General features: G+C 41.7%; 12 protein-coding genes. 9 read left to right on the forward strand and 3 right to left on the reverse strand.

Going from position 1 to position 13,957, the window contains the following annotated elements:
• Window positions 1–128 precede the first annotated feature (128 nt).
• Entirely contained in the window at window positions 129–584 is a 456-nt protein-coding gene (locus tag ACQ93I_RS00320; RefSeq protein ID WP_431696630.1) for a helix-turn-helix domain-containing protein, read from the forward strand.
• Window positions 574–1,137: a PIN domain-containing protein gene (locus tag ACQ93I_RS00325; RefSeq protein ID WP_431696631.1), complete on the forward strand. Its 564-nt coding sequence runs from the start codon at window positions 574–576 to the stop codon at window positions 1,135–1,137. Before ACQ93I_RS00320 ends, ACQ93I_RS00325 begins: the two co-directional genes overlap by 11 nt.
• Before the next feature lie 43 nt (window positions 1,138–1,180).
• On the opposite strand, the gene ACQ93I_RS00330 is transcribed toward ACQ93I_RS00325, so the two are convergent.
• Complete coding sequence (locus ACQ93I_RS00330; RefSeq protein WP_431696632.1) at window positions 1,181–1,957, reverse strand: THC0290_0291 family protein; 777 nt, start codon at window positions 1,955–1,957, stop codon at window positions 1,181–1,183.
• A 184-nt stretch (window positions 1,958–2,141) separates the two neighbouring features.
• On the opposite strand from ACQ93I_RS00330, the gene gdhA reads away from it, so the two are divergent.
• The 7 genes from gdhA to ACQ93I_RS00365 all read left to right on the forward strand — a co-directional run bounded on the left by gdhA (window position 2,142) and on the right by ACQ93I_RS00365 (window position 12,078).
• Window positions 2,142–3,485 (forward strand): NADP-specific glutamate dehydrogenase, encoded by a 1,344-nt coding sequence (gene gdhA / locus ACQ93I_RS00335; protein WP_431696633.1) that lies wholly within the window; start codon window positions 2,142–2,144, stop codon window positions 3,483–3,485.
• Between the two features lie 181 nt (window positions 3,486–3,666).
• Window positions 3,667–4,389, forward strand: coding sequence for a DNA repair protein RecO (gene recO / locus ACQ93I_RS00340; RefSeq protein ID WP_431696634.1), 723 nt, complete (start codon window positions 3,667–3,669; stop codon window positions 4,387–4,389).
• Window positions 4,389–6,794: a TonB-dependent receptor gene (locus tag ACQ93I_RS00345; protein WP_431696635.1), complete on the forward strand. Its 2,406-nt coding sequence runs from the start codon at window positions 4,389–4,391 to the stop codon at window positions 6,792–6,794. The genes recO and ACQ93I_RS00345 overlap by 1 nt, the downstream gene beginning before the upstream one ends.
• A gap of 128 nt (window positions 6,795–6,922) precedes the next feature.
• The gene (ileS, locus tag ACQ93I_RS00350; protein WP_431696636.1) at window positions 6,923–10,327 is read left to right on the forward strand and encodes an isoleucine--tRNA ligase; all 3,405 of its coding nucleotides are present in this window, start codon (window positions 6,923–6,925) and stop codon (window positions 10,325–10,327) included.
• Window positions 10,328–10,332: 5 nt separating this feature from the next.
• Window positions 10,333–10,716 carry a TraR/DksA family transcriptional regulator gene (locus tag ACQ93I_RS00355; protein ID WP_268135575.1) on the forward strand — a complete coding sequence of 128 codons (384 nt, stop codon included), beginning with the start codon at window positions 10,333–10,335 and terminating at the stop codon, window positions 10,714–10,716.
• Between the two features lie 71 nt (window positions 10,717–10,787).
• On the forward strand, window positions 10,788–11,408 hold the full coding sequence (locus ACQ93I_RS00360) for a hypothetical protein (protein ID WP_431696637.1): 621 nt from the start codon (window positions 10,788–10,790) through the stop codon (window positions 11,406–11,408).
• A gap of 34 nt (window positions 11,409–11,442) precedes the next feature.
• The gene (locus ACQ93I_RS00365; RefSeq protein WP_431696638.1) at window positions 11,443–12,078 is read left to right on the forward strand and encodes a lipoprotein signal peptidase; all 636 of its coding nucleotides are present in this window, start codon (window positions 11,443–11,445) and stop codon (window positions 12,076–12,078) included.
• Here ACQ93I_RS00365 and ACQ93I_RS00370 read toward each other — a convergent pair.
• On the reverse strand, window positions 12,075–12,488 hold the full coding sequence (locus tag ACQ93I_RS00370; protein ID WP_431696639.1) for a response regulator: 414 nt from the start codon (window positions 12,486–12,488) through the stop codon (window positions 12,075–12,077). The genes ACQ93I_RS00365 and ACQ93I_RS00370 overlap by 4 nt on opposite strands.
• A gap of 3 nt (window positions 12,489–12,491) precedes the next feature.
• Entirely contained in the window at window positions 12,492–13,943 is a 1,452-nt protein-coding gene (locus tag ACQ93I_RS00375; protein ID WP_431696640.1) for a PAS domain-containing protein, read from the reverse strand.
• Window positions 13,944–13,957: the final 14 nt, after the last annotated feature.

Here is a 13,957-nt window from a genome sequence, read left to right on the forward strand (position 1 = left end):
TCATTTTTGAAAGGTATTTCGAAATTTTGATATTCATTATCAGCCACAGTTTTTGTTAAACATTTTCGTTTATTTCGATTGTTTCGTTTATTTCGATTAAATTTATATTATATCATTCTCGTGAAGCAATGGAAGAATTAAAAAATATTAAGGGACCATCTAAGGAAGAACAATCTGCGGCATTTGAATCTTATAATGCGCTGGAAGCGGTGTTGAAAGAAATCAGAGATAAATCTCCTGAAATTGAGATAGAAGAAACTAAAGATAAAATAAGAATCCCTCTTAAAGCTTTAAAACTATTAGCCAAAATTTTAAAAGCCATGGGTGAGGGAAAACCTATTTCGGTAGTGCCTATCGCTGCTGAAATGACGACTCAGGCAGCAGCAGAATTTTTAAATTGTTCCAGACCTCATTTTGTAAAACTTTTAGAGGAAGGGGAAATCCCATTCACAAAGATTGGCAAACACCGAAGAGTAAAATTTGAAGATGTTTCTAATTATAAAGATCGAATGAAGAAAGAGCAGGAAGATTTAATTATTCAAATGATGAAATCAGACGAAGAATCTGGTCTATATGATTCATAGTGTTAGGTTTATTTGTGTTTTAGACACCAATGTAATTTATCCTTTATTAGTTAGGGACCTAATGTTTTGGTTTGCTTATTATGAATTGTTTACTCCTAAATGGAGTCAACATATTTTTGATGAATGGATTGATGTAATGGGAAGAAAAGGCATTCCAGAAGAAGAAATAACCAAACGAATTAATATAGCTAATAGAGCATTTCCTGACGCAATGGTTTATAATTATGAGCAACTAATAACAAGCTTAGAATTACCCGATGAGAAAGACAGACACGTTTTAGCTGCAGCTATAAAGACTAATGCTAATATAATTGTAACTGAAAACCTGAAGGATTTTCCTGAAGATTACCTGGCATCTTTTGGTTTAAGTGCTAAATCTAGTGATGAGTTTTTAACTGATATAATTGACCTAAATCCAGAAAAAGCAGTTGAAGCATTTAAAAAGCTTGTTCTGAATAGAACAAATCCTGATTTAGATGAATTTGAAATTCTTGATCGATTAAGAAATTTGGGCTTAAATAATACAGCAAACTATTTACACTCCTGTCTGTAATATTTGCTTCTAACTTTCAATAATTCTACCGTCTACCGTCTAATTAAAAATTCAGGTAATAAATATACCCGAAGTTTAACCAGAACATCATGTCGTTAAACTTGTTTTGGGGGTTGTCGTGATCAAGCCCATCCAGCCAGTCGGTGTCGTAATACCGCCACTGCATATTCATCACCAAATCGCTGGAGACTGCCAGTCTGTAACGGAATCCTGCGCCTACGGTCACGCCCCAGGTAGAGCCTTCTTCCTGGCTTACATAACCTTTAAAGGTGGGGAAAATATTTTCGTCAAGAGGCCCCAGGGTTGAATAAGTATTAGGGTCATAACCCACAAAGTTGAAACCAAGGCTTACATAAGGGGCAATGGGATAGGCAAAAGCTGTATAATCTCTAATGCTCAACGGATAATATTCAAGATGGGCGCCCATCTCATAAACCTTTACTTCTCCAATCATTGAACGCAGCTGTTTACCACCTGTGCTTGCTTTTTGAGCAAGAGGCCCATAGTGATTAAGTTCACCCTGGTGATAATCAATTTCGGCCCTAACTCTAAAATGATCGTTAAAATAACTGTAACGGGCATAACAATTACAATCGGCCCTATATGCGAAGTTGAGATAGTACACCAGGCCAATTCCAAGGCCTACGTTAGATGAATTTGTTTCAAGATTCCAGCGCAAACCGTAATCGGTGAAATAGGCTACCGGTCCCGCCACTATACCTATTTCCTGGCCTACCATTCCCACCTGTGCGGTAGCAGTTCCTTTTCCGAAGAAAAAAAGGAAGAAACCCAGCATTAAAGATTTGAGAATGTTGGTCATATAGAAAATTGCGATACGAGCAAATATATAAAAACATCTTAAGGAAAATTGGAATTATGGGGCTTTCAGAAAATGATTAATTATAAAAGGAATAACAAAAATTTCAAGGCTAAAATTTGCAGATAATGTATATTTGCATCGAATCGTATAAAACGTTTTCGTTAATGTAATTTTAGCCAAAACCATGGAACAAAATGTAAAAGAATTTCTAGATAGCGTTTCAAAAAGGAATAGTAATGAACCCGAGTTTTTACAGGCGGTTCATGAGGTTGCTGAAACTGTTATCCCATTCATTGAAAAAAATAAAAAGTACCAAAATAAAAAATTGCTGGAACGTATGGTCGAACCAGAGCGCGTGATCATGTTTCGTGTGCCCTGGATTGATGACAACGGGGAGGTACAGGTGAATCGTGGTTTCAGGATCCAGATGAACTCTGCCATTGGACCTTACAAAGGTGGTCTTCGTTTTCACCCTTCCGTAAACCTGTCTATCCTTAAATTCCTCGCTTTTGAGCAGGTGTTTAAAAACAGCCTTACTACCCTGCCTATGGGCGGTGGTAAAGGAGGATCAGACTTTGATCCCAAAGGAAAGTCAGATAACGAAGTGATGAAGTTCTGCCAGAGCTTTATGACCGAATTGCAGCGTCATATTGGTGCAAATACAGATGTGCCTGCAGGAGACATTGGAGTAGGTGGGCGTGAAGTAGGATATTTGTACGGGCAGTACAAGAGACTTCGTAACGAATTTACAGGAGTGCTTACCGGAAAAGGCCTTTCTTACGGCGGATCTTTAATTCGTCCTGAGGCAACAGGTTACGGTAACGTATACTTCGCCGAAAATATGCTGAAGACCAAAGAAGATACCATAAAAGGTAAGATCATTGTGGTTTCAGGTTCAGGTAATGTGGCGCAGTACGCTGCCGAAAAAGCGACCGAGCTGGGTGGTAAAGTAGTAACTATGTCCGATTCTTCAGGATATATCTACGATAAGACCGGAATTGACGCTGGGAAACTTGCTTTCATCATGGACCTCAAGAACGTGAAAAGAGGCAGGATCAAAGAATACCTCAACGAATATCCGGATGCCGAATACTTCGAAGGAGAAACTCCGTGGAATGTGAAGTGTGATATTGCGCTACCATGTGCAACACAAAACGAGCTGCAGGAAGATGACGCACGCGCTCTTGTGAGCAATGGATGTATGCTTGTTGGTGAGGGTGCTAACATGCCTTGTACTCCCGAAGCTATTGCAGTTTTCCAGGAGTCTAAGATCCTTTTCTCGCCGGGGAAAGCTTCAAATGCCGGTGGGGTTGCAACATCAGGACTTGAGATGTCTCAAAACTCCCTGAGGTTCAACTGGACTTCAGAAGAAGTAGATTCAAAACTTAAACAAATCATGAACGATATTCATGCCCAGTGTGTGAAATATGGTACAGATGAAGACGGTTACGTTGATTATGTAAAAGGAGCCAACATCGCCGGATTCGTAAAAGTAGCCGACGCCATGCTAGCGCAGGGAGTTGTATAAACTTTTGCTGAAATAAATTATGAAAAGGCCGCTTTTGCGGCTTTTTCTTTTTTTAGCTTACATTTATTGCTTCTGAAGAACAACTGCTAAAAATGCCATTTTTGACAGGTAAGCTGAAGTAATATTACCCTTCAAAAATGCCATTTTTGAAACCCGTTTTCTCCTGAAAGACCAGTAATACATGTTGATCACAACCAAAGGAATTGTTTTTAGCGCCTTAAAGTACGGGGAAGCCGATCTCATTGTGAAATGTTTCACCCTGCAAAGCGGTTTAAAGACTTACCTGCTACGCGGAGTGCTAAAGTCTAAAAAAGGCAAATTCAAGGCCTCACTTTTTCAGCCGCTCACCCAGCTTGAAATTGTGGCCAATCACAAAGACAAGGGTACGCTGGAGTATATGAAGGAAGCCAAGCTTGGTAAAGTTTATCAAAGCCTGCATACAAATGTGGTGAAGGCCAGTGTAGTGATGTTCCTTTCTGAAGTTCTAAAAAATGCCATTAAGGAGGAGGAAGCTAACCCGGCACTGTACAATTATCTCGAGACGAGCCTGGAATGGTTTGATACGCACAGCAGCACGGTAAATTTTCATTTGCTTTTCCTGCTGAAGCTTAGTCGCTATCTCGGGTTCTATCCCGATGATTATCAACAGGATGCGCCGGTTTTTAATCTTGTAGATGGTACTTTTCAGGATGTGGAAACCAATCCAGATTGCATAAATGATGAAAACGTGGTACTTCTACAGCGCCTGTTAGGCACAGACTTTGATGCGCTTTCTGCCATTAAACTTAACCAAACCACCCGTTCGGGATTTCTTTTAATGCTTTTGAAATATTACGAAATTCACCTTCAGGGTTTTCACAAGCCAAAGTCTCTTGCGGTAATGAATGAAATCTATAATTCCTGATGAGACTTTACTCTAGTTTAGCCCTGTTTTTCCTGCTTTTTTCTGTTTGTTCGGCTCAGGAAATTACGGTGCTTGATAAAGAAACAGGGGAGCCTGTTTTTAATGTTGCAGTTTTTAACAAGGATAAGTCGAAAAACCTTCTTACCGGTTTTAACGGGGAGGCCAATCTTTCAGATTTTTCATCTAACGAGGTCATCTTCTTCAGGCATGTTTCGCATTCAGATTTTCATGCGACCAAACGGCAAATCCTTCAGAAGAAAGGAAAAGTATATTTGGCATCTACTAAAAATGAACTTTCAGAAGTAGTGCTTTCGGTCTCAAAATTTGAGCAGAACCGAAACATGGTCCCCCAAAAGGTCATCACCATTAACCGGAAAGATATACTTACCGCGGCACCTCAAACTTCAGCCGATCTACTGGAGAGTACCGGGCAGGTATATGTTCAAAAGAGTCAGTTAGGTGGTGGGAGCCCCATGATTAGGGGATTTGCAACCAATAGGTTGTTGATCACTGTAGATGGGGTTCGTATGAATACTGCCATTTTTAGGGGTGGTAATGTGCAGAACGTGATCTCTATAGATCCTCTTTCGGTTGAAAGGACCGAAGTTGTTCCCGGCCCCGGATCTTTAGTTTTTGGGAGCGACGCTATTGGTGGCGTGATCAATTTTCTCACCCTTTCTCCTGCTTTTTCGATGGCAAAAGGAGGAAATCTTTCCGGTCGCGTTTACAGCCGGTATGCTACTGCCAATAATGAGAAAACCGGGCATCTCAATTTGTCTTACGGCCTCAAGGAATGGGCATTCTTAAGCAGTGCTTCTTATTCAGATTTTGGAAATATGCGCATGGGAAGCCACGGGCCCGAAGAATATTTGCGTCCCAACTATGTGGTGAGGCGAAACGGGCAGGATGTGATGGTAGAAAATGACAATCCGCAGGTGCAAAAACCTACGGGATATGAGCAGCTCAATCTACTTCAGAAAATAAGATTCAAACCCAATGAAGAATACAATTTTTCCCTCGGAATGATCTATTCAACTACTACCGATTATCCGCGTTACGACCGGCTTTACCGTAAAAAGAATGGAGTTTTAAGAGCTGCCGAATGGTATTATGGCCCACAGGAATGGCTGCAAACTAATTTTCAGCTTAATAAAGTTGGGAATGGAAAAATTTATAATGAAGCAAAATTGACTGCAGCATACCAAAATTTTGAAGAGAGCCGTAATGACCGTGCTTTTGGAGATGACATCTTTTATCATACGCAGGAAGAAGTCGATGCTTATTCTCTTAACCTTGATTTTGAAAAGAACTTCCACCTTACCACACTTTCTTACGGAGCAGAATATGTGTACAACAAAGTAGGGTCTAAAGGGAGTGAAAAGAACATCATCACCGGAGAGTGGTCTGCCGGCACTTCGAGGTATCCCGATGATGCCACCTGGCAATCTTTGGCTGCCTATGGTAATTTGCAGTGGGAAATTGATCCTTCCCTTACGTTGCAAACCGGGGCCAGATATAATTACATTCTTTTAGACGCTGTTTTTGATGAGGATATTTACGATTTTCCATTTTCAGATGCCAATTTACGAACTGGCGCTTTAACGGGAAGTGCCGGATTAAACTGGCAGCAAAATGACATTTTTGGATGGCAATTCAACCTTTCTACCGGCTTTAGATCGCCTAATATAGATGATGTAGGGAAGATCTTCGATTCGGCTCCGGGCCTTGTGGTAGTGCCCAATCCCGATCTTGAGCCCGAAAAAGCCTATAACGCAGAGCTGGGGCTTGCGTTGAACTTTGATAATGTGGTAAAGTTCGATCTTGCCGGCTACTACACACTTTTGGAGGATGCTTTGGTGCGGCGGGATTTTGACCTCAATGGTGAAACTACAATTGAATACCACGGCGAGCCCAGTAGGGTGCAGGCTATTCAGAATGCGGCTCGTGCGCATGTGTATGGATTCGAGGCCGGGGCAAAAATCAGGTTTAGCGAACAACTGAAGTTAAAGGCGCAATTAAGTATTACTGAAGGAGAGGAAGAGCAGGATGATGGTACAACAGCACCTTTGCGGCATGCAGCACCTCTTTTTGGAAATGCACACCTGGTTTGGGAGAAAGACAGGCTTAGGTTAGACCTTTTTAGCGAGTACAATGGAGAGATTAGTGCCGATGAGCTGGCGCCTTCAGAAAGGGACAAAGACTACCTGTATGCCATAGATGAAAACGGGGATCCTTATTCTCCTGAATGGTATACACTTAACTTTAGTTCTCAATACCAGGCAGGGAAAATGTGGCTGGTCACTGCCAGCCTTGAAAACATTACCGATCAACGCTACCGCACGTACTCATCGGGAGTGGCGGCTGCCGGCAGGAACCTTATCCTCGCGCTGCAGTACTCCTTCTAGTGTAAACTTCAGATTATAAATATTTTATAGCTGATAAAAATCAGGATGTTTTCAGGTTTTCCCATTTTAAACCACTCGATTTACTAAAAATCATTATTTTCGCGCAACTATTTTGAAAGAACAAGATGATGAGCGCAAAGTTCCCTGAATATAAAGGACTTGACCTGCCAAAAGTGGCCGAAGAAATTCTGCAATTCTGGAAGGAAAATGACATTTTTGAGAAGAGTGTAACTTCGAGAGATGGAGAAGAGCCGTTTATCTTTTTTGAAGGGCCACCTTCAGCAAACGGTCTGCCCGGAATCCACCACGTTATGGCGCGTGCCATTAAAGATATTTTTTGCAGGTTCAAAACCCAGAAAGGTTACCAGGTAAAGCGAAAAGCCGGATGGGATACCCACGGCCTGCCCATAGAACTTGGGGTTGAAAAGGAACTGGGCATCACTAAAGAAGATATTGGGAAGAAGATAAGCGTAGAGGAATACAACGAGGCGTGTAAAAATGCCGTGATGCGTTATACCGATGTCTGGAATGACCTTACCGAAAAAATGGGCTACTGGGTAGATATGGATGACCCGTATATCACCTACAAATCCAAGTACATGGAGACTGTATGGTGGCTGCTTTCCCAGATCTACAAAAAAGGCCTAATTTACAAGGGCTATACCATACAGCCATATTCTCCAAAAGCGGGAACAGGCCTTAGTTCACACGAACTAAACCAACCCGGTACTTATCAGGATGTGACCGATACCACGGTTACTGCTATGTTTAAGGCGAAGAAGGAAACACTTCCCGATTTTCTTTCAGAAATTGAAGGTGAGTTGTTCTTTATTGCCTGGACCACCACTCCTTGGACGCTCCCATCTAACACCGCCCTTACAGTTGGCCCCAGGATCGAATATGTGACGGTTAAAACTTATAACCAATACACTTTTGAACCTATTACAGTTATAGTTGCAAAAGACCTGGCCGAAAAGCAGTTCGATAAGAAGTTCCAAAAAGTAGATTCTGAAGAGGCTTTACAGGCGTACAAAGAAGGGGATAAGAAAATCCCATTTTTGACAGGTAAGTCTTTCACCGGTAAAGAAATTGCAGAAAGCAGGTATGAGCAGTTGATGCCTTATGTGCAGCCGTATGAACATCCCGAAAATGCTTTCCGGGTAATTCTTGGGGATTTTGTTACCACCGAAGACGGTACCGGAATTGTTCACACTGCCCCAACTTTTGGTGCCGATGATGCTATGGTTGCAAAGCAGGCAAACCCTGAAGTGTCACCAATGCTGGTAAAAGACGAGAATGATAATCTTGTTCCGCTGGTAGATCTACAGGGAAAATTCAGGCCCGAGCTAAAGGAGTTTGGAGGCAAATATGTCAAGAACGAATATTACAATGATGGTGAGGCCCCCGAAAAGTCGGTGGATGTTGAGATTGCCATCAAATTAAAAGAAGAGAACAGGGCTTTTAAAGTTGAGAAATATCTTCACAGTTATCCTAACTGCTGGAGAACCGATAAGCCTATTTTATATTATCCGCTTGATTCCTGGTTCATTAAGATCACAGAGGTCAAAGACCGGATGCATGAACTGAATAAAGAAATTAACTGGAAGCCAAAATCTACCGGGGAAGGCCGTTTTGGAAACTGGCTTGCCAACGCTAATGACTGGAACCTTTCAAGATCCAGATATTGGGGGATCCCGCTACCTATTTGGAGGACTGAAGACGGGAAGGAAGAAAAGATCATAGGATCTATTGAAGAGCTGAAGCAGGAAATGAGCAGGGCCGTAGAGGCCGGACTTATGGAAGCCGATCTTTTTGAAAGCTTCCAGCCTGGAGATTTCAGCGATGACAACTATGACAAAGTTGACCTGCATAAAAATGTGGTTGACGGGATTGTACTGGTATCAGGTTCAGGAAAACCCATGAAGCGCGAGGCCGATCTTATCGATGTTTGGTTCGATTCAGGTTCTATGCCTTATTCCCAGTGGCATTATCCTTTTGAAAATGCCGAAAAAGTTGAAAAAACCTGGCGTAAAGCCGATTTTATAGCTGAAGGTGTTGACCAGACCAGAGGATGGTTCTATACGCTGCACGCCATAGCAACCATGACCTTTGACGATGTAGCATATAAAAATGTGGTTTCTAACGGACTTGTACTCGATAAGAACGGGCAAAAAATGTCCAAGCGTCTTGGTAATGCCGTAGATCCATTTGAAACCCTGGCGGCTTTTGGGCCCGATGCCACCCGCTGGTACATGATCTCTAATGCCAACCCATGGGACAACTTAAAGTTTGATATTGAGGGAATTTCAGAAGTAAGACGTAAATTCTTCGGAACCCTCTACAATACGTACTCTTTCTTTAGTCTTTACGCAAATCTTGATAATTTCACTTATTCCGAAGCCGATGTGCCATTGGAGGAAAGACCAGAAATAGACCGCTGGATACTTTCAGAATTACACACGCTCATTGAGAATGTTGATAAATTCTATGCCGATTATGAGCCTACGCGGGCTACAAGGGCAATTTCAGAATTTGTACAGGAGAATTTGAGTAACTGGTATGTGAGATTGTGCCGAAGAAGATTCTGGAAAGGCGAGTACGGCACCGATAAAATCTCGGCTTATCAAACGCTTTACACCTGCCTTGAGACCGTAGCCAAGCTGGGAGCTCCCGTGGCACCTTTCTTTATGGACAGGTTGTACAGAGATCTTGAAAAAGCTACCCAAAAGGAGAGTTTTGAATCGGTACATTTAGCGAATTTCCCTGAGGTAGATCTCAGTTATGTGAATAAGGAGCTGGAGCGTCAAATGCAAAAAGCGCAAACCATCTCTTCCCTTGTACTTTCCCTTCGGAAAAAAGAGATGATCAAAGTGCGCCAGCCTTTACAGCGAGTGATGATCCCTATTCTGGATGAGCAGCAAAGGAAGGAAATTGCTGCAGTGGCCGATCTCATCAAATCTGAAGTGAATGTAAAGGAACTGGAACTTATTGATGATGCTTCGGGCATACTCGTAAAGCAAATCAAGCCTAATTTTAAAGTTCTGGGCCCACGCTTTGGAAAAGATATGAAGCAGGTTGCCGGTAAGATCAACAGTTTTTCAGCCGAAGACATCAAGAAAATTGAAAGTGACGGCACAATCGATGTTGAAATTAACGGGAATTCGCTTACATTAGAAAGCGGAGATGTAGAAATCACCTCTCAGGATATTGAGGGATGGTTAGTGGCAAACTCCGGGAATATTACTGTTGCTTTAGACATCACCATTTCTGATGAGCTTAAGAAAGAAGGAATAGCCAGGGAGCTGGTAAATCGCATTCAAAATATGCGTAAAGATTCCGGTTTTGAAGTGACAGATAAAATAGATGTGACCCTACAAAAGGACGGCACTGTCGAGGATGCTGTTCAACAAAATATTCAATATATTAAAACTGAAACCCTCACTGCAAATCTCGACTTAGCAGAAGAAGTGAACAACGGACTGGAAGTTTCTTTTGATGAAGTGACCACAAGGTTGTTAATTAAAAAACATTAAGAACTATGTCAACAGAAGTAAAAGAACGCTACAGCGACGCAGAGCTGGCGGAATTCAGGACATTGATCCTTGCCAAGATTGAAAAGGCAAAGGAGCAACTGGATCTTTACAAGAGCGCTTACATGAATGACGGGAACAACGGTACAGATGACACCTCTCCTACGTTCAAGGCTTTTGAAGAAGGCAGTGAAACAATGAGCAAAGAGGCTAACTCTCAATTGGCAATACGCCAGGAGAAATTCATTCGTGACCTGAAGAATGCCCTTGTGCGCATTGAGAGCAAAACCTACGGAATTTGCAGAGTTACCGGGAAGTTAATTGCCAAAGAGCGATTAAAACTGGTTCCTCATGCTACTCTAAGTATTGAGGCAAAAAACATGCAGCGATAAACTGTGATGTTATCTCATGATAAAAAACGCTCCTGCCGTTGGTTTGGAGCGTTTTTTGTTTTTCTCCCGCTATGAAATCTTATCTCGTTATCTTCTTCTTCATATTATCTCTTTCGGCAAGTGCGCAGAAGGTGACGCAGGATGTTTTAGCTTCAGCTCACCTTGACAAAATCGTTTTGTCAAGTGACGAGATTTACAGGATCAATATTAAAGCAAGCACTACAGAAGAGATCCAGATTAAGACCAAAACCGAAGGAGAATACTTCAACCAGATTAGTCTCGATACCAAACTTGAAGGCAATACTCTTCTTTTGAGCTCCCGCTACAGGGAAATTTTGCAGAGTGGCTATGACAAATTGAGTGCGCATAAAGTTTTTTCTATGGAAGTAGACCTGGAAATACCTGAAGGCATGGTGCTGCAGATAACTTCTAACACAGCCAGTGTCTATCTTTCGGGCAGGTATAAGTCGGTATTTATTGAGCTGAAGAATGGCTCCTGTTACCTTAGCGATTTCAGCGGGGAAGCAGTGATCAATACTTATGACGGTAACATCCTGGGAACGGTGAGCAAGGTGAATGTGGAGGCGAAAACAAGGCATGGCACTGTGAATTTACCACAAGTTCCCGATGGAATTCACAATATGGTATTAACCAGTATTAACGGGGATATAAAGCTTACTGAAACTAAATAATATTAGTATTTTTACTCCGTTTAAAAAACTCCCGATGTCCTTAAAACAAGCTTCTGCTCTTATAGTTGTGATCCTCTTAATTGATCAGGTTTCAAAATTCTATATTAAAACCCACTTTATGTTGGGAGATGAAATAAGGGTTTTTGACTGGTTCAGGATTCTTTTTGTGGAGAATAAAGGCATGGCGTGGGGCGCCCAGATTCCCGGCGAGTATGGGAAGTTACTGCTTACCACCTTCCGGTTAATTGCGGTACCGTTTATTGGCTACTGGTTATGGGATTCGGTGAGAAAAAATGGATCAAGTACTCTTATTACTGCCATAGCTTTGATCTTTGCAGGTGCCGTGGGTAATATTATAGATTCAGTTTTTTATGGAGTGATCTTCGAGCACAGCTACAATCAGGTAGCCGATTTTATGCCCGAAGCGGGAGGTTATGCTCCCCTGTTGTACGGTCATGTTGTAGATATGCTGTATTTCCCTCTCTGGTCTGGTTACCTTCCGGAGTGGCTTCCAATTTGGGGAGGTGAGTATTTTACCTTTTTTGAGCCTGTATTCAACATCGCCGACTCTGCCATTACTGTAGGATTTTTCCTATTGATCATCTTTAACAAGAAGGTTTTTCCGCAGGAGAAAAAAGAGCAGGAACAGTCTAAAGAAACCGTTAGTTAAGCGACGTCCTGATCAAAGATCTTTTCAAATTGTTTTAGCTCAATGGGCTTGATCAGGTAATCTGTAACCAGGTTAAAGGATTTTGCCCTTTGCAGGTCCCTGGGATCTATTGAAGAACTCACTACGTAAAGTGTGATCTTCTTATTGAAGTTGTTTTTAATTTTTACGAATTCACTTAGAAATTCCCAGCCGTCCATCACCGGCATATTGAGATCTAGAAAAATGATATCGGGAAGCCTGTTTTCACTTATGTTCCCGAGAATAGCTTTAAAATAATCAAGAGCTTCTTTGCCATTTTTGAAGATGATGAGGTTTTGCGAAAGCTTCTTGATCTCAATGATCTTCTTTACCAGATTGACGTAGATCCTGTCATCATCTATAATGCACGCAAGTTCTATTGGCTGGTCCATAGATTAGAATGTAATTTTAAAAGTGGTGCCAATATTCACTGTGCTGGTAACTGAAATTTTTCCACCCATGGTTTCTACCTGATTTTTGGTAATAAATAAGCCTATTCCGTTTGCTTCGGGATGCCGGTGGAAGGTTTTGTACATTCCGAACATTTTGTCCCCGTGCTCATCAAGATCAATTCCCATCCCGTTGTCGCTTATCTCAAGAATGTTTTCTCCATTCTCTTTGTAGGTCTGGATAAAGATGACCGGTTTTCGGCCCTCGAACCTGTACTTTATGGCATTTGTAATCAAATTTAGCAAAATACTTTCCAGATATTCCGGAATGTAATTTATTTCGTTCAACTGATTAAATTCGGCGATGATCTCCGCATTTTCTCTCTTGATAAGAGAATGGGCAGAGGCAATAACCACATCGAGAGCATCCTTAAATTTCACCACCCGGCGTTCTTTTTTAAGGTTGTTCTGTTTTGTGACTATTGTGTTGAGGTCAACAATCGCCTTTTCGAGATTTTTTGAAATGTCATTTACATTGATAAGCAGGTCAAGCTTATCTTCAGCAGTTTTTGACTCTTCAAGAAGTTGAGAGATGAGGCTTAGATTACTGCTATGGCAGCGTAGCTGGTGAGATACAATATGTGCAAAATTGAATAATCTGGAATTTTGGGATGCTATAATATCCAGGGAATTTTGAAGGTTCAATTCGTTGGTCTTCTGCTCATCTATATCCTGAAATACCCCGCGAATCCCAATGATTTCCTGGTCGTTATTGTAAACCGGCTTGCCAGTGGCCCTCACCCAGAACTCCCTGTTGTGAAGGGTGCGCATTTTTATCTCCACCTTGAAAGGGATCCCATATTTTGAACATTTATGGAACATGTTCGTTACTTTCTCCCGGTGATCTTCGGCATAGAAACGCATTTTATCTTCGGGCTTGGGCTCATGATCTAAAGGGCAGTCTAAAATCTTTTTCGTTACATTATCCCAGTAAACAGCGCCCGAAGTCACATCGTAATACCAGCCACCCGTAGAGGTCATTTCGGCAGTTTCGCGATAGTAGAAGAAATTTTCTTCAATGGTGTATTCGTCTCTCTTGGCCTGGTGAATGTTCACGAACAGGAGTATGGCTGTATCGCCAAAAGCACCTTCGTCGCTCTTTAAATTCCTGCATTCAAACCAACGGTATTTTCCGTTCTCCAGCTTGATGCGGACTTCAGCATTAAAGGGTTTAGAATGAGTGGTAAGATCTTCAAAATGCTCCCTGAAGTCATACCGGTAATCTTTGTGTAGAATGTTATTGAGAAAGTACTCAAAATGGTCACCTCCTGTATCTGGATCTCCTACGAGATGATTGAAGTGAGGAGACCAGGAAATCTTTTTCGAGAAGACATTGATTTTCCAATAAGCAACATCAAAGTCTTCTAAAATACTGTTTAACTGGAGATCGTTGAGCATTAAAATTCCAATAA

Origin of the sequence: Salinimicrobium sp. WS361 (assembly GCF_050750585.1) — a bacterium.
Classification (GTDB): Bacteria; Bacteroidota; Bacteroidia; order Flavobacteriales; family Flavobacteriaceae; genus Salinimicrobium.